Raw genomic sequence first — 20,172 nt, 5'->3', positions numbered from 1 at the left:
GGGCCCCGGCCCCGTCCTCGGAAGGGGTCGACGGATGTCGCCTCTGCTCACGGCGCTCGTCGCCGGCGTTTCGATCCCCATCGGGATCCTCCTCTACCTCGTCCTCGGCGAGGCGCTCCTCAAGCGGGCGGGCACCGTCGTCGGACGGCGCGTCCGCGTCGGCCTCTGGCTCGCGCCCGCCCTCGTCCTCATGGTCCTCACGCTCGTCTACCCGATGATCTCGACGATCGTCCTCTCCCTCAAGGACGCCCGCGGCGAGCGCTTCGTCGGTCTGAAGAACTACATCGACGTGCTGACGCGCCCCGAGACCCTCATCGCCGTGCGGAACAACATCTTGTGGATCCTCGTCTACACGGTCTTCGTCACGGCGATCGGCCTCGCGGTCGCGACCCTCGCGGATCGCGTCGGATACGAGAAGCTCGTCCGGACGATCGTCGTCCTCCCGACCGCGATCTCCTTCGTCGGCGCCGGAGTCATCTGGTCCTTCATGTACGCCTACGACCCGCCGGGCCTCCCGCAGACGGGCACGATCAACGCGCTCCTCACCGCCGTGTTCCCGAAGGTCGATCCCGTCGCCTGGCTCGCCGATAAGACGACCGTCAACGGCGCGCTCGTCTTCATCGGCGTGTGGATGAGCGTCGGCCTCGCCTCGGTCATCCTCTCCGCGGCGGTGAAGGCGGTGCCCGTCGACACGATCGAGGCCGCGCGCATCGACGGCGCGAGCGAATCGCGGATCTTCCGCTCGGTGATCCTCCCGCAGATTGCGCCCTCCGTCGTCGTCGTCATGACGATGATGGCGGTCAACGCCCTCAAGATCTTCGACATCATCTACGTCCTGACGAACGGGAACTACGACTCCGAGGTGCTCGCGACGATGATGTACATCCGAGATGTTCTCCTCTCGGAACTACGGCTCCGCGAGCGCGATCGCGGTCGTCCTCCTCCTCACGCTCGTCCCCGTCCTCATCATGAACGTCAAGTCCTTCCGGGAGCAGTCCGCATGGGCTCGCTCGCCGCGCCGCCGCGCACGCACCACCGTCTGAGCGCCTCCGGCCTCGCCGGGCTCTTCTTCAAGCACGCCGCGCTCATCGTCATCATGGTGATCTGGATCGTCCCGATCCTCGCCCTCCTCGTCTCGTCCTTCCGCTCCTACCTCGACATCTCGTCCTCGGGGTGGTGGACGGCGATCCTTCCGCCCTACCGCTTCACCCTGGAGAACTACTCGACGGTCCTCGAACGGTCGAACATGGCGCAGGCGTTCATCAACTCGATCCTCATCACCGTGCCCATCACGCTCATCGTCCTCGTCATCGCCTCTCTCGCCGGCTTCGTCTTCGCCCGCTGGCGATTCAAGGGCCGGCAGATCGTCTTCGTCGTGATCCTCGCGCTCCTCTCGATCCCGCTCCAGATGACCCTCGTTCCCGTCCTCAAACTCTTCTCGGCGTGGGGCATCGTCGGCACCTTCCCCGCGGTGTGGATCGCCCACTCGGGCTACGGCCTCCCCTTCGCGATCTACCTCATGCGGAACTTCTTCGCCGGCATCCCCGAGGAGATCTTCGAGTCCGCGTCGATCGACGGCGCCTCCGACCTCCAGTCGTTCTGGCGGATCGGCGTGCCGCTCGCGACGCCCGCGCTCGCGGCGGTCGGCGTCTTCCAGTTCATGTGGGTGTGGAACGACCTCCTTATCTCCTTGATCTTCCTCGGCGGCGCGCCGAAGGTCGCGCCCCTCACGGTCGCCGTGTCCTCGCTTCTCAACTCGAGAGGCGAGGGCTGGGAGGTCCTCACGGCCGCGGCCTTCATCCTCATGGCCGTTCCGATCGTCGTGTTCTTCGCGCTCCAGCGTTACTTCGTCCGCGGTCTCACCGCGGGCGCGGTGAAGTCGTGAGGCTCGCCCTCAATGCGGCGACCGCCGCATGGGCCGGAGCGTCCGCGGCTCCGGGGCAGGCGGCGGGCTCGGGAGTCGCGTCGAGGGCGGACGAGGCCGAGGCCGCGCGCCTCGATCCGGCCGCGCCGATCGGGCCGCAGCGTGTGGCGGTGCGTGCGCTCATCGACGCCTCCTTCGCCCGCATCGACCCGGGACTCCCGGAGGGCGTGAGCGTCGAGGAGACGGCGCTCGCCTCGGGCGCTCCGGTCCTCGTCTGCCGACCGGTCGACGCCGAGGCGGGAGCTCCGGTGCTCCTCTACGTCCACGGCGGCGGCTTCTGGCAGGGGAGCGCCTTCGACCCCCTCGATCGGGTCCTCGTTGCTCAGCGCGTCGCTGACCTCGGGTGCGTCGCCGTCGGCGTCGACTACCGCCTCGCGCCCGAGGCGGTCTTCCCCGCCGCCCTCGACGACGTGGCCGAGGCCGTCCAGTGGATCGGCGCTCGGGCCGACGAGCTCGGCGTCGACCCGTCGCGGATCGTCGTCAACGGGGTGTCCGCAGGAGCGTCGATCGCCCTGTCGGCCGTGATGCGCGCCGCGGCGGCCGGCGAGTCCCTCTGCGCGGGGCTCCTCCTCGAGGTCCCGATCGGCGACATGCGCGAGGGCGGGATGCTCCTCGACGAGTACGCGGAGATCAACGGACTCGAGGACCTCGACGCCATGGAGCGCATGTACGCGGGGCCGACGCCGCTCGACGATCCGCTCCTCTCGCCGGTCCTCGCGCCTTCCTTCGAGGGGCTGCCGCCCGTGCGGATCCTCACCGCCGAGTACGACCCTCTGCGCGCCGGGGGAGAGGAGCTCGCCCGGCGCATGCGCGTCGCCGGTGTCGGCGTCGCCGCGACCCGCCACCTCGGGGCCCTTCACGGCTCCTCGGGGCTCGTCGGCACCGAACCGGTGTCGCGCGCCTGGCACGAGGGCGCGTGCGCGGCCCTCGCGAGCCTCATGCGCGGACGCTGAAACGGCAGCGGCCGGACGCCTCGACTCGCTCGGGCCCAAGGCGGGGCGAGAGGAATGGGAGGGGCTCCCCGCGACCGCGGGGAGCCCCTCCCATTCGTTCGGATGATCCGATCGTCGGCCCGAGCCGAGCCCGAAAGGCTCAGCCCTCCTGCGACTTCGGCGCGAGCCAAAGCGCGCCGAGGGGCGGGATTCGGAGCTCGACCGAGTAGGGGCGGCCGTTCCACGGGATCGGCTCGGCGATCACGCCGCCGGGGTTCGTCACGCCGGAGCCGCCGAAGTCCTCGGCGTCCGTGTTGAGGATCTCCGTCCACTCGCCGCCGAAGGGGAGGCCGACGCGGTAGCCCTCGTGCGGGTTGCCGGCGAAGTTCGCGGCGCAGACGACGACCGGCTGCTCGGCGCCCGAGCGCTGACCCTTCCTCAGGTAGGTGATGAGGTTGTGATCCCCGTCGGAGGCGTCGATCCACTCGAAGCCGGTGTAGTCGTCGTCCCAGAAGGCCGAATGGGACGCGTAGAGGCGGTTGAGTTCGGCGACGAGGCGCTGGACGCCCGCGTGGCCCTCGAAGTCCGTCAGCCACCAGTCGAGCGAGTAGGACTCGTTCCACTCCTGGCGCTGGGCGATCTCCTGGCCCATGAAGACGAGCTGCTTGCCCGGGTGCGACCACTGGTAGGCGAAGAGGGCGCGCAGACCGGCGAAGCGCTGCCAGTCGTCGCCCGGCATCTTCTCCACGAGGGTCCGCTTGCCGTGAACGACCTCGTCGTGGGAGAGCGGGAGGATGTAGTTCTCCGAGAAGGCGTAGACGAGCGAGAAGGTGAGCTCGCCGTGATGCCAGCGCCGGTTGACCGGGTCCTCGGCGAGGTAGCGGAGGGTGTCGTTCATCCACCCCATGTTCCACTTCATGCCGAAGCCGAGGCCGCCGCCGCTCGTCGGGGCGGTGACGCCCGGCCACGCCGTCGACTCCTCGGCGATCATCACGATGCCCGGATGACGGCGGTACGCGGTCGCGTTCGCCTCCTGGATGAACTCGATCGCCTCGAGGTTCTCGCGCCCGCCGTACTGGTTGGGCCTCCACTGGCCGTCCTTGCGCGAGTAGTCGAGGTAGAGCATCGAGGCCACCGCGTCGACGCGCAGGCCGTCGATGTGGAAGTCCTCGAGCCAGTAGAGGGCGTTCGCGACGAGGAAGTTGCGGACCTCACGGCGCCCGAAGTTGAAGACGTAGGTGCCCCAGTCGGGGTGCTCGCCGCGCAGCGGGTCCGGATCCTCGTAGAGGGGCGTGCCGTCGAAGCGCGCGAGCGCCCACTCGTCCTTCGGGAAGTGGGCGGGCACCCAGTCGAGGATGACGCCGATGCCGGCCTTGTGGAGTTCGTCGACGAGGTAGCGGAAGTCGTCGGGCGTGCCGAAGCGCGAGGTCGGGGCGTAGTAGGAGGTCACCTGGTAGCCCCAGGAGCCGCCGAAGGGGTGCTCGGCGAGCGGCATGAATTCGACGTGGGTGAAGCCCATCTCCTTGACGTAGGGGACGAGTTCGTCGGCGAGGCCCCGGTAGCCGAGGCCCTGCTTCCACGAGCCGGCGTGGACCTCGTAGATCGACATCGGGCCGGTGTGGACGGAGTGCTGGGAGCGGTTCGCCATCCACTCCTCGTCCGTCCACTCGTGGAAGTAGTCGGTGACGACGGAGGCGGTGGCCGGGGGGATCTCGGTCGCGCGGGCGAGAGGATCGGCCTTCTGGAACCAGTCGCCGCCGGGGCCCTGGATCTCGTACTTGTACCGGGCGCCGACCTTCACGCCGGGGATGAAGATCTCCCAGACTCCGGACGAGCCGAGGGAGCGCATCGCGGTCGCGGTGCCGTCCCAGAAGTTGAAGTCGCCGACGACGCGGACGGCCCGGGCGTTGGGCGCCCAGACGGCGAAGGCGACGCCGTCGACGTCCCCCATCTCGCCGGTGTAGTGCTTGACGTGCGCGCCCAGCACCTTCCACAGCTGCTCGTGACGCCCCTCGGAGATGAGGTAGGTGTCCATCTCGCCGAGGGTTGGCAGGTAGTGGTACGGGTCGTCGAGGACGGTGATCTGGTCGCCGTAGGTGACCCTCACCCGGTAGTCCGGGATTTCGGTGAGCGGGAGGACCGCGACCCACACTCCCGCGTGCTCGTGGACCGCCGGATACGAGGCCGAGGCCGTGACGACGTCGACCGCGTCGGCGAGGTGGTGGACGGTGCGGATCGTCACCGAGTTCTCGCCGAGGTGGGCGCCGAGGACGGCGTGCGGAGTGTAGTGGGTGCCGTTGCCGATCGCGTCGAGGACGCCGGGGTCGACGGGGATGGGGGTCATGTCTGTTTCCATGGGCTGATTGTCCCACGTCAGGACGTCCGATGTGAGCCGCGCGACACGACTGTTGCGCGTTCGGAATCCGTGGCGGGGCGCTCCTTCCTGTCGTTCAGCGGCCGGTGGTCCAGGGCTCGAGATCGGAGACGGGCTCGACCGAGAAGACGTGCCCGAGGCGGGTGACGGGGGAGAGGTCGACCCAGTTGCTCGACCCCCACGTGTAGGCGGTGCCGTCGAGCTCGTCGACGACGCGGATGTGCCCGCCCGGCGTCTCGATCCCGAGGGCGGACAGGTCGATGTCGACGGTGCCGGACACGCCCTCGTGCGGGTTGAGCGACACGACGCAGATCACCGTGTCGGTCTCGCCCGATTCGGTGAAGCGGCCCGCCATCTGGCGCGAGAAGCAGAGGATCTCGGGGTGCGAGGTCGGGTGGATCGTGATTCGGTGGAGCTGTCGGAGCGCCGGGTGCTTGGCGCGCGCGGCGTTGAGGAGCCCGAGGAGGCGCGAGATGCCGATCTGATCGGCCGCCGCCCAGTCGCGGGGGCGGAACTCGTACTTCTCGTTGTCGTTCTGCTCCTCGAAGCCCGGGCGCTGGACGTTCTCGACGCACTCGTAGCCCGAGTAGATGCCCCAGGAGGGCGAGCCGAGGGCGGCGAGCATCGCGCGGATCGCGAAGATCGCGACGCCGCCGGTCGTCATCTGGGGCGTGAGGATGTCGTGGGTCGTCGGCCAGAAGGTCGGGCGCATGAGGTGCGCGGTCTGCGTGGAGACCTCCCGGAGGTAGTCCTCGATCTCCTCCTTGCCGGTCCTCCAGGCGAAGTACGTGTACGACTGGTCGAAGCCGACCGCTCCGAGGGTGCGCATCATCGCGGGGCGGGTGAAGGCCTCGGCGAGGAAGACGATCTCGGGATGGGCCGACTTGACGTCGGCGATGATCTCCTGCCAGAAGCGGACGGGCTTCGTGTGGGGATTGTCGACGCGGAAGATCGACACGCCGTGGGAGATCCACACCTCGAGGACGTCGCGGATCGCCGCGTAGATGCCGGCGTAGTCGTTGTCGAAGTTCAGGGGGTAGATGTCCTGGTACTTCTTCGGGGGGTTCTCCGCGTAGGCGATCGATCCGTCGGCGCGGGTCGTGAACCACTCGGGATGCTCCGAGACCCAGGGGTGGTCGGGGGAGCACTGGAGGGCGAAGTCGAGGGCGACCTCGAGGTCGAGCGAGCGCGCGCGCTCGACGAAGGCGTCGAAGTCGGAGAAATCGCCGAGATCGGGGTGGATCGCGCCGTGACCGCCCTCGGCGGAGCCGATGCCGTAGGGCGAGCCGGGGTCGCCGGGCTCGGCGACGAGGGTGTTGTTGCGGCCCTTGCGATTCGTCGTCCCGATGGGGTGGATCGGCGTGAGATAGACGACGTCGAATCCCATCTCCGCGATGCGGTCGAGGGACTCCGCGGCGGTGCGGAGCGTCCCCGAGACCCAGGTGCCGTCGGCGTTCTGGAAGGCGCCGGCCGACCTCGGGAAGATCTCGTACCAGGAGCCTGCGAGCGCGCGCGATCGGGCGACCGCGAGCGGGTAGGCGCGCGACGAGCCGATGAGGTCGCGCAGGGGGCGGGTGCGGAGGATCTGCCGGACGCGCGAGGAGACGCCGGCCGAGAGCCGCTGCTGCGGGGAGCGCGAGGAGTCGCGCAGGTGGGCGGCGGCGTCGGCGAGGACGACGGCGTCCTCCGCGGTCGCGGGCCCCTGGCCCGGATTGCCGAGGGCGCTGCCGCTGATCGCCCGCTCCATGAGACGGGCGCCCTCTTCGAGCATGAGCTCGACGTCGACGCCCGCGTCGATCTTGATCGTCGCGTCGTGGCGCCAGGTCGCGTACGGGTCCGACCACGAGTCGACGCGGAAGGGCCAGTCGCCGGGGCGGTCGGGCATCACCCACGCCTCGTAGCGGTCGAGGCCGGGCGCGATGTCGACCATCGGCGTCCGCGAGTGCTCGACGCCCTCCGGATCGATGAGGACGGCCTCGGCGGCGAAGGCGTCGTGGCCCTCGCGGAAGACCGTGGCGCGAATGGGGAGGGGCTCGTTCTCGGTCGCCTTCGCGGCGAGGCGGCCGTCCTCGACGACGGGGAAGAGCTCGGTGACGGGGATCCTGGGGAGAAGAGTGTCGCTCACGTCACCAGGGTACCCGGCGCGATGCGCGTCCGCCCCGCTCATGGAGGCCATGAGCGGGGCGGTTTCGGTTGACCGGGGGATCAGACGTTGACGCCGAAGAGATGACCGACGCCGTAGGTGAGGGCCATGGCGACCGCGCCGCCGATGAGGAGGCGAGCGACGGCCCGTCCGCGAGGGGCCTCGCCGAGGGTGGCCGACACCCAGCCCGTGAGGGCGAGGGCGACCAGGACAGCCGCGAAGGTCTCCGGGATGCGGATCGACGGGGGGAAGAGCAGCATCGTCGCGAGCGGGAGGAGCGAGCCGACGAGGAAGGCGACGAACGAGGAGAACGCGGCCGCCCACGGGTTCGTGAGGTCGTCGGGGTCGATGTTGTGCTCGGTCGTGAGGTGAGCGTCGAGGGCGTCGTACGCGGACAGCTCCTTCGCGACGCAGGCCGCAGTCTCCTCGGAGACGCCCCTGTCGACCCAGAGGTCGGCGAGGCGCCGCTCCTGACCGACGGGGTCGGAGTCGAGGAGGGCCTGCTGGGTGCGGACGAGCTGGCGCTCGGTGTCGCGCTGCGTGGAGACCGACACGTATTCGCCGACCGACATCGAGAGGGCGGCGGAGATGATGCCGGCGACGCCGGCGATCGCGATCGCCTTCGTGTTCGTCGGGTCGGCGGCGGCGACGCCGACGAGGAGGCCGGAGATCGAGACGATGCCGTCGTTCGCGCCGAGGACTCCGGCGCGCAGCCAGTTGAGGCGAGTCGCGATCGACTGCTTCTTCTCGGGCTCGGATCGAGGTGTGGCGCCGGCGGGGCCGGGGGTGCGCGTCAACATGCTCATCGCGCACACGGTAACCGCCTGACCAGGTGCTTTCCAGCAAGGATAAGCGCTCCTCGCGAAGGTGTGGAGAGCCTTGCCTCGGGGCTCGACGCCATGCGGGGAGCCCCGAGGACGGAGGGGTCAGGCGCTCAGTAGTTCATCCTCATCGCCCCGCGGACCTCGGCGAGGGTCGCGTCCGCCTGAGCGTTCGCCTTCTCATCGCCGGCGCGCAGAACCGACAGGAGGTAGTCCTCGTTCGCGATGAGGTCTGCGCGGCGCTCGCGCATCGGGGCGAGCATCGCGTTGAGCGATTCGGTGACGAGGGCCTTGAGGGCGCCCGCCCCCCTGTCGCCGATCGAGTCGGCGATGGCGACCGGATCGTCGCCGCTCGCGAGGGAGGCGAGCATGAGGAGGTTCGCGACCTCGGGACGGTTCTCAGGGTCGTAGGTGATCGTCCGCTCGGCGTCCGTCTTCGCCTTCTTGAGGATCTTCGCCGTCTCGTCGGCGCTCATGCCGAGCTCGATCGTGTTCCCGCGCGACTTCGACATCTTCGTGCCGTCGGTGCCGAGGAGGAGTGGGACCGCGGAGAGGAGCGCCTCCGGGCGGGGGAACACGGGCCGCTCGGGGTTCGCGCGCCCGTAGCGCTTGTCGAAGCGCTGAGCGATGAGCCGCGCCTGCTCGAGGTGGGGGAGCTGATCCTGACCGACCGGCACGAGGTTCGCCTTGCAGAAGAGGATGTCGGCGGCCTGGTGGACCGGGTAGGTGAGCATGAGACCGGACATCGCGCGTCCCTCGGTCGCCTCGAGCTCCGCCTTCACCGTCGGGTTGCGGTGGAGCTCGGACTCGGTGACGAGCGAGAGGAAGGGGAGGAGGAGCTGATTGAGCGCCGGGACGGCGGAGTGGTTGAAGATCACGGAGCGCTCGGGGTCGATGCCCGCGGCGAGGTAGTCGGCGATGAGGCCGAGAACGCGCTCGCGGATCGGGCCGACCCCGTCGCGGTCGGTGATCACCTGGTAGTCGGCGATGAGGACCCAGGTCTCGACGCCGCGGTCCTGAAGGAGGACGCGGTTGCGGAGCGTCCCGAAGTAGTGGCCGAGGTGGAGGTGGCCGGTCGGGCGGTCACCCGTGAGGATGCGGAAGCGCGACGGGTCCTCGTCGATCGCGCGGTCGATCTCGGCCGAGCGGGCCTTCGATCGCGCGAGGGACGCGTCGGAGGTGGAATTGGCGAGGGCGTCTTCACTGGAGGTCATGAGCCCGATCCTACCGTGGAGCGCGGATCGGCCCCGACGCGGGTTCAACGCCGACGCCGGGTCAGCGTCGAGGCTTCACCGGCACGTCGGTGAGGAGAACGCGCATCGAGATCGGGGCGAGCTCGATCTTCTGGCCGGCGGCGACCTGTTCGAGGTCGAGGCTCAGTCTCTCCGCATCGACGGACGCGGGGACGGCCTCGTCGATCGACCCCCACGCGGTGTCGACGGCGACGAGCCAATCGAGCCCGTGCCCCTCGGGGAGGAGGAACTCGCCGGTCTCGAGCGTGCCGTTGACGACGACGAGGGCGTCGCGGTCGCCCCAGCGGGCCCCGGAGCGGAGCATCTGGAAGACGCGGTTCTCGGCGAGGGACCATCCCTCGGTCGGCATCGGCTCGCCGGCCGACGTGTACCACGAGAGGTCGGGGATGTCGTCGCCGTGGAAGGGGGCGCCGGTCGCGAACACGTCGGGGCGGAGAACCGGATGGGCCTTCCGCAGGGCGATGAGCCATCGGACGAGGGCCATCTGGTCGCGCTGGGCGCTCGTCAGCTCCCAGTCGATCCAGGAGATCGGGGAGTCCTGGCAGTACGCGTTGTTGTTCCCGTACTGGGTGCGCGAGAACTCGTCGCCCCCGAGGAGCATCGGCGTGCCCGCGGAGATGAGGAGCGTCGTCAGGAGGTTGCGCTGCGTGCGGATCCGCCGGCGCGAGGTGAGCTCGGCCGGATCCTCCGCCTCCGGAGCCGTCTCCTCGACGGAGACGCGGCCGAGGGAGGAGACCCACCCCTCGATCCCGTGGTTCCACGAGCGATTGTCGTCCGAGCCGTCGCGATTGCCCTCGAGGTTCGCCCAATTGTGCTTCGCGTCGAAGGCCGTAAGATCGGCGAGCGTGAATCCGTCGTGCGCGGTGACGAAGTTGATCGAGGCGCGCGGGCCCCGGCCCCGGCCCGCATCGTGGTCATAGACGTCGCGCGAGCCGGCGAGCCGCGTCGCGAGATTGTTCGGACCGGCCGCCCCGCGTCCCTCGACGAGGGCGCGAACGTCGGAGAGCCAGAAGCCGCGCAGCGCTCCCCGGTAGTGGTCGTTCCACTCAGAGAAGGGGAGCGGGAAGTTCCCGGTCTGCCAGCCGCCCGGGCCGATGTCCCAGGGCTCGGCGATGAGCTTCGAGGTCCGCAGCTCGTTGTCCGTCGCCATCGCGACGAGGAGCGGGTGCATGGGGGAGAATCCCGTCGAGAACCGGCCGAGCGTCGCCGCGAGGTCGAAGCGGAAGCCGTCGACGCCCATCGTCGTCGCCCAGTAGCGCAGCGAGTCGAGGATCATCGCCATCGTCTTCGGCTCGTCGACGTTCATCGTGTTGCCGCAGCCCGTGTCGTCGATGTTCTGCGTGGGGCGCGAGGGCGTGTGGCGGTAGTAGAGATCGGAGTCGAGGCCGCGCCACGAGAGGGACGGGCCGCCGTCGCCGCCCTCGCACGTGTGGTTGTAGACGACGTCGAGGATCACCTCGATGCCCGCCTGGTGGAGGATCGACACCATGCCGCGGAACTCGTCGACGACGGCCTGCGCGCCGTTGCGCTGGGCGGCGTGGGTCGCGTAGCTCGGCTCCGGCGCGAAGAAGGAGAGCGTCGAGTAGCCCCAATAATTCGTCAGCCCGCGCTCGGCGAGGAACGCCTCCTCGCACTTCGCGTGGATCGGGAGGAGCTCGACGGAGGTGACGCCGAGGTCCTTGAGGTAGGCGACGCACGCGGGATGGGCGAGGCCGGCGTAGGTGCCCTGGAGTTCGGCGGGCACGCCCGGCATGTTCTTCGTGAATCCCTTGACGTGGATCTCGTAGAGGATCGTCCGGTCCCAGGGGACCCGGGGCTTCGGCGCGACGGCGAAGCGCGAGTCGACGACGACGGAGTGGGGGACGTGGCCGCGCGAGTCGAGCGGGGAGCGCTTGAAGGGGTACGAGGCCGGGTAGAGGTCCTCGTCGACCATGTGGGCGTAGACGGCGGGGCCCATGTCGACCGAGCCCTCGAGGCCGCGCCCGTAGGGGTCGAGGAGGAGCTTCGCCGGATTATGGAACAGGCCGGCGTCCGGGTCCCAGGCGCCGTGGACGCGGAACCCGTAGCGCGTGCCGACGCCGCGGCCGCGGATGTGCCCGTGCCAGATGCCCTCGTTCGTCGGGATCAGCGGGTAGCGGGTCTCCGAGCCGTCGCCGCCGATCGCGGAGAAGTCGACGCCCGTCGCGGCGCGCGCGACCACCGAGACGTCGAGGCCGTCGCCGCGGGGACGGGCCCCCAGACGACCCGGAACGGGATGGGGCCCATCGACTCCGACGACGGCGGAGTGGTGGCCTGCCGAATGATCGCGAGTCATCGTTCCCTCTCTCGTGCGCGGCCGCGTGGCGGTGCGGTGGACCCTCGTGGGTCGGCCCCGCACGCTACCCGAGTCCAGGTTAAGTTGCCAAGGCGGAGAAAACCGCCGAACGGCCCCCTCATATGTGGGAATCCCCATCACCGGGCGGCCCGCGAACGGCCCGCGAGCCCCGGTGTGGCACGCTAGGACCATGAGAATCATCGTGTGCGTGAAGCACGTCCCGGACATGCAGTCCGAGCGCCGTTTCGAGGACGGCCGACTCGTCCGCGGCGAGGACGACGTCCTCAACGAGCTCGACGAGAACGCCGTCGAGGCCGCCGTCCAGCTCGTCGAGGAGCACGGGGGCGAGGCCGTCGCCCTCACGATGGGACCCGAGGACGCTGAGGACGCCCTCATGCGCGCCCTCCAGATGGGCGCCGACCGCGGCGTCCTCCTGAGCGACGAGCGCCTCGCCGGCGCCGACGCCGGGCTCACCGCCCTCGTCCTCGCGGGCGCGATCGAGCGCCTGAACGCCGAGGAGCCCGTCGACCTCGTCGTCACCGGCATGGCGTCCCTCGACTCGATGACCTCGATGCTCCCCGCGGCGCTCGCGACGCGCCTCGCCTACCCGCTCCTCGGCCTCGCCCACGGGATCGAGGTCGACACGGACGCCCGCCGCGCGACGATCGAGCGCAACGCCGACGGCTACGACGACGTCCTCGCCGCGCCGCTCCCCGCGGTCGTCTCCGTCACCGACCAGATCAACGAGCCGCGCTATCCGGCGTTCGCCGCGATGAAGGCCGCGCGCAAGAAGCCGATGGACTCCTGGGACCTCGACGAGATCGCCGACACCCGCTCCGGAGCGCTCGCCGTCGACCGCGCGCCGGTCACCGAGGTCCTCGACTCCGCCGAAGTCGTCCGCGAGGGCGCCGGCACGATCATCCCCGACTCCGGCGACGCCGGCGCCCGCCTGGCCGCCTACCTCCTCGAAGTGGTGAAGTGACATGTCGACCCTCTCGACCCCGATCCTCGTCCTCGCCGACCACCAGGGCTCTGACGCCGAAGGATGGACCCTCTCGCCCGCGTCCGCCCAGGTCCTCACTCTCGCCCGCACTCTGACGAGCGCGGACGTCGTCGCCGTCTCCCTCACCTCGACCCCCGACCTCGGGGCGCTCGGCGCCCTCGGCGTCGCGAAGGTCCTCGTGCCCGGGCTCGACGACGCGGCCCCGCGGGTCAGCGCGCTCGTCGGCGACGCCGTCGCCGCGTGCCTGAGCACCGACGCCTTCGGCGCCCTCCTCCTCGCCTCCTCCTACCGGGGGCGCGAGGTCGCCGCGCGCATCTCCGCCCTCGTCGACTCCGGCGTCGTCGCCGACGCCGTCGCCCTCGAGGCCGACGGGGAGGCGCTCATCGCGACGACGACCGCGCTCGCGGGCTCCTGGTCGAACCGCCTGCGCGTGTCGGGCCCGACGCCGATCGCCGTGGTCCGTCCCGGCTCCGTCGACGTCGAGACCCTCGACGCCTCCGTCGCGCCCGCCGTCATCGAGGTCCCCGTCGCGATCAGCGCCGAGGCCGGCGCCGTCGAGGTCGTCTCCTCGACCGCCCAGTCGGGCGACGGCCGCGTCTCCCTGTCCGACGCGTCGACCGTCGTCGTCGCCGGACGCGGGACGAACGGCGACATGAGCGTCGTCGAGTCCCTCGCCGACGAGCTCGGCGCCGCGATCGGGGCGACCCGCGTCGTCTGCGACGAGGGCTGGGCCCCGCGCGCGATGCAGATCGGGCAGACCGGCGCGTCGATCTCCCCGAACGTCTACATCGGACTCGGCGTCTCCGGCGCGATCCACCACACCGTCGGCATGCAGTCGAGCGCCCACATCGTCGCCGTCTGCGACGATCCCGACGCCCCGATCTTCGAGATCGCGGACTTCGGCGTCGTCGGCGACCTCTTCGAGGTCGTCCCCCAGGCGCTCGAGGCGCTCCGCGCGGCGCGGTGACCCACTACCTCGACCACGCGGCGACCTCGCCGATCCTCCCGGCCGCACTCGACGCCTGGGTGCGCGCCCAGCGCGACCTCGGCGCCGAGCCCGGCAACCCGGCGGCCCTCCACTCGGGCGGTCGTCGCGCGAAGCGGATGCTCGAGGACGCGCGCGAGCGCATCGGCGCGGCCCTCGGGGCCGAGCGGGCCGAGGTCGTCCTCGTCTCCGGCGCGACCGAGTCGGACGCTCTCGGGGTCGCCGGCGCGGCGCGCGGGGCGCGCCGCGCGGATCCGGTGCGTACTCGCGTCCTCCTCTCCGTCCTCGAGCACGACGCCGTGGGGGCGCAGCGGAGCGTTCTCGAGGCCGACGGGTTCGAGATGACGCTCCTGCGCGCCGGCCGCTCCGGCGTCGTCGACCTCGACGCCGGTGCGCTCTCCTTCGAAGCTCCTTCGCTCGCCCTCGCCACGCTCGGGCTCATCTGCTCGGAGATCGGGACGATCCAGCCGGTCGCCGCGCTCGCCGCGGCATTCGGTGCGCCCGATCTGCCGCCCGCGGCGCGCCCCCTCGTCCACACGGACGCCGCCCAGGCCATCGGCGTCCTCCCCGTCTCCTTCCGCGAGCTCGGCGTCGACCTCCTCTCCCTCGGTGGGCACAAGGTCGGCGCCCCGGTCGGCACCGGTGTCCTCCTCGCGCGCCGCGGGATCCCCTTCGCGACCGATCGGCCCGGAGGCGGCCACGAGCGCGGCCTGCGCTCGGGCACGCCCGACGTCGCCGGCGCCCTCGCCCTCGCGGCGGCCCTCGAGGAGACCGTCCGGACCCGCGAGGAACGCCGCGCACGCGCCGAGCGCCTGCGCGACCGCCTGATCGCGGGCCTGCCAGTGGACGTGCGCCTCACCGTCGATCCGGCTGACGCCGTCCCCTCGATCATCCACCTCAGCCTTCCGACCTCTCACCCGGAGGCCGTCCTCATGGCGATGGACGCCGCCGGCGTCGCGGTCTCCGCCGGGTCCGCCTGCCACGCGGGCGTCACCCGTCCCTCCGCGATCCTCCTCGCCATGGGCGCCTCGGAGGCCGAGGCCCTCGGAGTCCTGCGCGTCTCCACCGGTCCCGACTCCACGGACGCCGACATCGACGCCCTCCTCGCGGCCCTTCCCGGCGCCCTCCGGGCCGCCCGGGCCCTCGACGCCCGCGAGTCCCATCGGGTCTCCGCCCGATCGCATCCCCTCGATGAGCGCGCCGCTCCGTCCTCGTCGATGAGCACCGCGCCGCAGGTCGCGCCCGAGAACAAAAGGGGGGAGCGCTGATGCGCGTCCTCGCCGCACTGTCCGGGGGCGTCGACTCCGCCGTCGCCGCCGCCCGCGCCGTCGACGCCGGCCACGAGGTCGTCGGCGTCCACATGGCGTTGAGCTCCCAGCCGCAGGCCTGCCGGATCGGCTCGCGCGGCTGCTGCTCCGTTGAAGACGCCGGGGACGCCGCCCGCGCCGCCGAGGGCATGGGCATCCCCTTCTACGTGTGGGACCTCGCCGAGGACTTTGAGGCGACCGTCGTCGAGGACTTCGTCGAGCAGTACGCGCTCGGTCGCACCCCCAACCCCTGCGTCCGCTGCAACGAGTTCGTGAAGTTCCGCGAGCTCGCCGAGCGCGCCGCCGTCCTCGGCTTCGACGCCGTCTGCACCGGCCACTACGCCCAGGTCCTCGACGGGCCCTCCGGCCCCGAGCTCCACCGCGCCGCCGACCCGCTGAAGGACCAGTCCTACGTCCTCGCCGTCATGGGGCGCTCCGAACTCTCCCGCGTCCTCCTGCCGCTCGGCGACGCGCCCTCGAAGGCCGAGGTCCGCGCCGAGGCCGAGGCGCGCGGGCTCGGCGTCTCCGAGAAGCCCGACTCCTACGACATCTGCTTCATCCCCGACGGGGACACCCAGGGGTTCCTCCGCTCCCGGCTCGGCACCGCGCCCGGCCGGATCGTCTCGCCCGAGGGGGAGGTCCTCGGCGACCACGAGGGCTACTGGAACTTCACGGTCGGTCAGCGCCGCGGCCTGCGGATCGACCGGCCCGCCGCGGACGGCCGCCCCCGCTACGTCCTCGAGACTCGGCCCGCGTCCAACGAAGTCGTCGTCGGCGCCTCCGAACTCCTCTCCGTCGACCGCATCGAGTGCGAGGAGGTCGTGTGGCTCGCGGCCGACGACCTCGGCGCTTCGGCGCCGGGCGACCTCTTCGTCCAGGTCCGCGCCCACGGCGCCCCCGTCCCGCTGTCGGTCCTCATCCACGAGGACGAGGCCGGGGCGGCGCGCTCGGGGAGGGAGGACGGACTCGACCTCGAGCTCGCCGAGCCGCTCCGCGGCGTCGCGGCCGGCCAGTCGGCGGTCGTCTACCGGGGGAGCCGAGTCCTCGGCGAGGCGACGATCCGGCGCGCTTCCCGGCGAGCTTCCGGGCGCGCGAGCGCCTGAGTGGAGGCTCGGGCCCGATCGCCCCGTAGACTGGTCGGCGCGCGCGAGTGGCGGAATTGGCAGACGCGCTGGATTTAGGTTCCAGTGTCTTTGACGTACGGGTTCGAGTCCCGTCTCGCGCACCGTAGTGGCGGCCCTTGGCGTTACCGTCGGCGCCGGGCAGTATTCCGTAGGTCGAATGTGGCTTCGGGCTGCTCTCAGCGCCTCCATCGGCACCTCAACCACTCCATCGGCACCGGCTTTTCGCTTGCGGTGCCGATACTGCTCGGAAACCGTCTTCCTGCGGCACCGCAACGCCTCGATCGGCACCACCTTTTCGATTGTGGTGCCGATACTGCTCAGAAACAGCCTTCGTGTGGCACCACAACGGCTCCATCGGCACCACCTTTCCAATTGCGGTGCCGATGGCAGCCGGGAGTATCCATGTCATCCGTGAACGCCGCCCTCAGGGCGTCAAGGGTTCCGACTGACCCGTCGTGCCGGAGCCTCGTCCGTGATTTACTGACGCACATGCACACAGTTTTCTGATCGCTCACCGCATGCGAGCCGCTGACCTGCGCATTCATCAAAGGCTCTGCCGGGCCGGCCGGTGAAATCGGTGAAACTGCGTGCGTTTCTGCGGGTGGAGCGGCGATTGGAGCCGGCGTGCAGGGCAGCCGTCGGATCATGTGCCGTGGATCGGCGTTGTGGAGTAGTTTCGTCGAGGGGGAGCGGCAGCCAGCCCACCATTGAGGCCGAAAGGCTGGGGCGGGCCAGTCGCTCTTTCCTACTGCGCGCTCCAAGTGCGCTTGCGAACAGGAGGATGCGAGACTCGCCGGCTCTCGCTACTGCGGCGCTCGGCGTGCGCGCACTGGACCCGCAGAAGCGCCCGACACGGAGCGGCCCACCGCACCGCCCGGCGCCCGACACGCCGCGCGCCGGGCGCCGGGCGACTCGCAGGAGACGAAGACTCTGGTACCCGCCGAATAGGCGCCCGGCTACGGCCTCATCCGTTACGCGTTCGCCAGTTGGGAGATGCGGCCCTTCGTGACGCCGAGGATTGTGGCGATGTCCTGCATCGTCAAGCCCTCCTCGCGAAGCTCGGCGACTGCGCGGATCTGTTCGGTGCGCGCATGTTCACGGGCGGCCTCGAGTTCGGCAGCGGCGGTCTTCACAGCATCGGCGGTCTTCTTCACCGCGCCGTCGACGGCAAGGGTGACGTCGGCGGAACGGAGTCCTTCGTCATCCAGTTCGTCGGCCCAGGCCGCTACGAGGTCTTCGGCCATGAATTGCGCTTCAGCAAGGGTCTTTCCCTGGGTGTATTCGGTGCCGCCATTGATGGGGACCTCGACGGCCCACCAATCGCCGTCCCTGTAGGCGCGGGCGGTGATCTCCATCGTCATTCCTCCTCCATCTTCCTGATGATTCCTCGAGCGGGCCCTTCCGACACCTCGCGGTGCCGTGGCACCATCGTCATCTTCTGGTCGATTCGGACCTTCGTATGGTTCGCGCCTTCGGTGACGACGAGCTCGGCGCCCTGTTCCTTGGCGATCAGCGCCAGGCGTTTCATCAGGTCCGCTCGCTTCATGCCTGGCGAGTCTAGTGGCGCTAAACATGGGAGTCAAGTGGCATTAAACAGCGGCCGTTTCGAAGTTCCACGTCGAAGTGCGAGCTGGCGACGCGACGCGCCCGCCGGTCCAGGTCCGACGCCAAACTGACGGACGCGGGCGACTCGTAGGAGAAGAGCGTCCCCGCACCCGCCGAATCGACACCCGGCCCCGACCTCGTCGATCCCCGAAGGGGAGGGGCGCAGGAAGCGCGACGGAGCTGGCCGGCAAACGGCCTCAGGCGATGAGGGGCAGGCGCGTCCGCACGTAGACCGTGAGAGCGGCGAGCACTACGAGCACGGCGACGAGGCCCGCGATCCCGGAGAGCGTGAACGAGTAGACGATGTACCCGAGGAGGGCCGCACTCGCGCCCGCGAAGGCGTAGGGGAGCTGCGTGTTGACGTGGGTGATGTGATTGCAGCCCGCGCCGGTCGAGGAGAGGATCGTCGTGTCCGAGATCGGCGAGCAGTGATCGCCGAAGACCGCGCCCGCGAGGACCGCGCCGAAAGCGGGGATGAGGAGCTCGCTGCCTCCGGGGACCGCCGCCATGACTTCGCCGGCGATGGGGAGGAGAATGCCGAAGGAGCCCCAAGACGTGCCCGTCGCGAAGGACATGCCCCCCGCGACGACGAAGAGCATGGGGATGAGCCACTGGGCGGGGACGTTCGCCGACTCGACGAGGCCGCCGAGGTACTCGCCAGTGCCGAGCGAGGAGATGAGGGAGCCGAGCATCCACGCGAACAGGAGGATCTCGATCGCGGGGAGCATCGAACGGGCGCCCTCGACGACGCCCTTGGCGGCGGTGCGGATCTCGAAGGCGGGGTCCTCGTGCGTGTAGTGGAAGTAGTAGTAGGCGGCCGACACGAGGCCGAGGACGCCGCCGACGTTGAGGGAGAGGGCGACGTCCGTGTTCGCAAGGACGTCGAGGACCGACCATGAGCCGGAGGCCGCGTGCCCGGTCCACGCGATGCCCGCGAGGACGCCTCCGACGAGGATGACGAAGGGGACGATGAGGGCGCGCATCGCGCCCGGTTCGTGACGGGGGAGGGTATCGGTGAGCTGGCCGGGGATCTGCTGCTCCGGATCGAAGAGGTGCCCGGACTCGACGGCGCGGCGCTCCTCCCGGCGCATCGAGCCGAAGTCGACCTCGAAGATGACCGTCAGCCACAGGAGGACGACCGCGCCGATCGCGTAGTAGTTCATGCCGGCCGAGCGGATGAACGCGCCGGCGTCGGACACCTGGATCGCGGCGGCCGCGACGATCGGGCTCATGATGCCGATGATCGAGGCACCCCAGGAGGAGAAGGGCGCGAGGACAGCGACGGGCGCGGAGGAGGAGTCGATGAGGTAGGAGAGCTTCGCGCGCGACACCTTGTGACGGTCGGCGACCGGGCGGGCGACCTGTCCGACGGCGAGTGCGTTGAAGTAGTCGTCGATGAAGATCGCGGTGCCGAGGGCCGCGGCGAGGACCTGCGCGCCGCGCCGCGACGTGATCTTCGTCATTGTCCATTCGGCGAAGGCGCCCGTGCCGCCCGCCATGAGGACGAGCGAGGTGATGACGCCGAGCGTGAGGAGGAACAGGAGGATGAGGACGTAGTAGGCGTTGACGGCGCCCTCGGACCAGAAGATCTGGGAGAACGCCTGCCAGATGAGGACGACCGTCTCGACGATGGAGCCGTTCGCGACGAGGAACGCCGCCGAGATGACGCCCGCGGCGAGCGACATGATGACGCGCTTCGTCGTGATGACGAGGACGATCGCGAGGATTGGCGGGAGGAGGGTGAGAATCGGGTAGGCCTCGATCACGGTGTCGCTCCTATTTCGGGGTGGGATGCGATCGGGCTAGGGAATCGGTCGGATTCGCGTCGCCGGGTTCTTCCATACGGACATACCTACACTGGCGCCATGGCACAGCTCACCGAGGGCGCCGTCGCGCCCGACTTCACCGCCCCGTCCACTTTCGGCACGATCGCCCTCTCCGAGGTCCTCGCCTCGGCCGAGTCCGGCGTCGTCGTCTACTTCTACCCGAAGGCCTCGACGCCGGGCTGCGCGACGGAGGCCTGCGACTTCCGCGACTCCCTCAATTCGCTCAAGGGCGCGGGCTACACGGTGATCGGTGTGAGCGCCGACGAGATGCCGGCCCTCGAGCGCTTCGCGGAGAAGCAGTCGCTGAACTTCCCGCTCGTCTCCGATCCCGATCACGCGATCCTCGACGCGTGGGGGACGTGGGGCGAGAAGAAGAACTACGGGAAGACGTACATGGGGATCATCCGTTCGACTTTCGTCGTGGGGAAGGACGGGCGGATCGCGCTCGCCCAGTACAACGTCAAGGCGACCGGGCACGTCGCGCGGATCCGCAAGGAGCTCGGGCTCGACGATTGACGGGCGTCGGTCCGTCGGGGCGTCCCCGGGCGGCCCGGCCGTCGG

15 protein-coding genes and 1 tRNA gene are annotated in these 20,172 nt (G+C 70.3%); 8 read left to right on the top strand and 8 right to left on the bottom strand.

What is annotated here, in order from left to right; all coding sequences use genetic code 11:
• Positions 1-34: 34 nt before the first annotated feature.
• Both DY157_RS05230 and DY157_RS05225 read left to right on the top strand, forming a co-directional pair.
• The gene (locus DY157_RS05230) at positions 35-1,885 is read left to right on the top strand and encodes an ABC transporter permease (protein ID WP_115727542.1); all 1,851 of its coding nucleotides are present in this window, start codon (positions 35-37) and stop codon (positions 1,883-1,885) included.
• Positions 1,882-2,877 (top strand): alpha/beta hydrolase, encoded by a 996-nt coding sequence (locus DY157_RS05225; RefSeq protein WP_115727541.1) that lies wholly within the window; start codon positions 1,882-1,884, stop codon positions 2,875-2,877. Before DY157_RS05230 ends, DY157_RS05225 begins: the two co-directional genes overlap by 4 nt.
• 139 nt (positions 2,878-3,016) lie before the next feature.
• Here DY157_RS05225 and glgB read toward each other — a convergent pair whose 3' ends face one another.
• The 5 genes from glgB to glgX all read right to left on the bottom strand — a co-directional run bounded on the left by glgB (position 3,017) and on the right by glgX (position 11,761).
• Positions 3,017-5,212, bottom strand: a complete 2,196-nt coding sequence (gene glgB / locus DY157_RS05220; RefSeq protein ID WP_115727540.1) for a 1,4-alpha-glucan branching protein GlgB — start codon at positions 5,210-5,212, stop codon at positions 3,017-3,019.
• Between the two features lie 94 nt (positions 5,213-5,306).
• The gene (locus tag DY157_RS05215) at positions 5,307-7,355 is read right to left on the bottom strand and encodes an alpha-1,4-glucan--maltose-1-phosphate maltosyltransferase (RefSeq protein WP_115727539.1); all 2,049 of its coding nucleotides are present in this window, start codon (positions 7,353-7,355) and stop codon (positions 5,307-5,309) included.
• A gap of 80 nt (positions 7,356-7,435) precedes the next feature.
• Entirely contained in the window at positions 7,436-8,179 is a 744-nt protein-coding gene (locus tag DY157_RS05210) for a VIT1/CCC1 transporter family protein (RefSeq protein ID WP_115727538.1), read from the bottom strand.
• 128 nt (positions 8,180-8,307) lie between these two features.
• Entirely contained in the window at positions 8,308-9,408 is a 1,101-nt protein-coding gene (trpS, locus tag DY157_RS05205; protein WP_115727537.1) for a tryptophan--tRNA ligase, read from the bottom strand.
• A gap of 61 nt (positions 9,409-9,469) precedes the next feature.
• On the bottom strand, positions 9,470-11,761 hold the full coding sequence (gene glgX / locus DY157_RS05200; protein WP_115727536.1) for a glycogen debranching protein GlgX: 2,292 nt from the start codon (positions 11,759-11,761) through the stop codon (positions 9,470-9,472).
• Between the two features lie 190 nt (positions 11,762-11,951).
• Here glgX and DY157_RS05195 point away from each other — a divergent pair, with 190 nt between their 5' ends.
• The 5 genes from DY157_RS05195 to DY157_RS05175 all read left to right on the top strand — a co-directional run bounded on the left by DY157_RS05195 (position 11,952) and on the right by DY157_RS05175 (position 16,281).
• Positions 11,952-12,743, top strand: coding sequence for an electron transfer flavoprotein subunit beta/FixA family protein (locus tag DY157_RS05195; RefSeq protein WP_115727535.1), 792 nt, complete (start codon positions 11,952-11,954; stop codon positions 12,741-12,743).
• Between the two features lies 1 nt (position 12,744).
• Positions 12,745-13,731, top strand: coding sequence for an electron transfer flavoprotein subunit alpha/FixB family protein (locus DY157_RS05190; RefSeq protein ID WP_115727534.1), 987 nt, complete (start codon positions 12,745-12,747; stop codon positions 13,729-13,731).
• Entirely contained in the window at positions 13,728-15,017 is a 1,290-nt protein-coding gene (locus DY157_RS05185; RefSeq protein ID WP_115727533.1) for a cysteine desulfurase family protein, read from the top strand. The genes DY157_RS05190 and DY157_RS05185 overlap by 4 nt, the downstream gene beginning before the upstream one ends.
• On the top strand, positions 15,017-16,159 hold the full coding sequence (gene mnmA, locus DY157_RS05180; RefSeq protein ID WP_115727532.1) for a tRNA 2-thiouridine(34) synthase MnmA: 1,143 nt from the start codon (positions 15,017-15,019) through the stop codon (positions 16,157-16,159). The genes DY157_RS05185 and mnmA overlap by 1 nt, the downstream gene beginning before the upstream one ends.
• Before the next feature lie 41 nt (positions 16,160-16,200).
• Positions 16,201-16,281: transfer RNA gene (locus DY157_RS05175), tRNA-Leu, on the top strand.
• Between the two features lie 870 nt (positions 16,282-17,151).
• On the opposite strand, the gene DY157_RS05170 is transcribed toward DY157_RS05175, so the two are convergent.
• The 3 genes from DY157_RS05170 to DY157_RS05160 all read right to left on the bottom strand — a co-directional run bounded on the left by DY157_RS05170 (position 17,152) and on the right by DY157_RS05160 (position 19,551).
• Entirely contained in the window at positions 17,152-17,535 is a 384-nt protein-coding gene (locus DY157_RS05170; protein ID WP_115727531.1) for an RNA polymerase sigma factor sigma-70 region 4 domain-containing protein, read from the bottom strand.
• Positions 17,536-17,537: 2 nt separating this feature from the next.
• Positions 17,538-17,726: a hypothetical protein gene (locus DY157_RS05165; RefSeq protein ID WP_115727530.1), complete on the bottom strand. Its 189-nt coding sequence runs from the start codon at positions 17,724-17,726 to the stop codon at positions 17,538-17,540.
• 256 nt (positions 17,727-17,982) lie between these two features.
• Entirely contained in the window at positions 17,983-19,551 is a 1,569-nt protein-coding gene (locus DY157_RS05160) for a Na+/H+ antiporter NhaC family protein (protein ID WP_115727529.1), read from the bottom strand.
• Positions 19,552-19,650: 99 nt separating this feature from the next.
• Here DY157_RS05160 and bcp point away from each other — a divergent pair, with 99 nt between their 5' ends.
• The gene (bcp, locus tag DY157_RS05155) at positions 19,651-20,127 is read left to right on the top strand and encodes a thioredoxin-dependent thiol peroxidase (RefSeq protein WP_115727528.1); all 477 of its coding nucleotides are present in this window, start codon (positions 19,651-19,653) and stop codon (positions 20,125-20,127) included.
• The last annotated feature ends 45 nt before the right edge of the window (positions 20,128-20,172 follow it).

Origin of the sequence: Actinomyces culturomici, from assembly GCF_900499005.1 — a bacterium.
GTDB lineage: Bacteria > Actinomycetota > Actinomycetes > Actinomycetales > Actinomycetaceae > Pauljensenia > Pauljensenia culturomici.
The sequence above is the reverse complement of the archived record's forward strand: the minus strand, read 5'-3'. Positions and strand labels throughout refer to the sequence as shown.

What these genes read in the sequence shown, in the direction of transcription:
- DY157_RS05195 (WP_115727535.1), top strand. Translation starts at nt 11,952, where the DNA reads ATGAGAATCATCGTGTGCGTGAAGCACGTCCCGGACATGCAGTCCGAG.
- DY157_RS05190 (WP_115727534.1), top strand. Translation starts at nt 12,745, where the DNA reads ATGTCGACCCTCTCGACCCCGATCCTCGTCCTCGCCGACCACCAGGGC.
- trpS (WP_115727537.1), bottom strand. Translation starts at nt 9,408, where the DNA reads ATGACCTCCAGTGAAGACGCCCTCGCCAATTCCACCTCCGACGCGTCC.
- glgX (WP_115727536.1), bottom strand. Translation starts at nt 11,761, where the DNA reads ATGACTCGCGATCATTCGGCAGGCCACCACTCCGCCGTCGTCGGAGTC.
- glgB (WP_115727540.1), bottom strand. Translation starts at nt 5,212, where the DNA reads ATGGAAACAGACATGACCCCCATCCCCGTCGACCCCGGCGTCCTCGAC.
- mnmA (WP_115727532.1), top strand. Translation starts at nt 15,017, where the DNA reads ATGCGCGTCCTCGCCGCACTGTCCGGGGGCGTCGACTCCGCCGTCGCC.
- DY157_RS05210 (WP_115727538.1), bottom strand. Translation starts at nt 8,179, where the DNA reads ATGAGCATGTTGACGCGCACCCCCGGCCCCGCCGGCGCCACACCTCGA.
- DY157_RS05165 (WP_115727530.1), bottom strand. Translation starts at nt 17,726, where the DNA reads ATGAAGCGAGCGGACCTGATGAAACGCCTGGCGCTGATCGCCAAGGAA.
- DY157_RS05170 (WP_115727531.1), bottom strand. Translation starts at nt 17,535, where the DNA reads ATGGAGATCACCGCCCGCGCCTACAGGGACGGCGATTGGTGGGCCGTC.
- DY157_RS05230 (WP_115727542.1), top strand. Translation starts at nt 35, where the DNA reads ATGTCGCCTCTGCTCACGGCGCTCGTCGCCGGCGTTTCGATCCCCATC.
- bcp (WP_115727528.1), top strand. Translation starts at nt 19,651, where the DNA reads ATGGCACAGCTCACCGAGGGCGCCGTCGCGCCCGACTTCACCGCCCCG.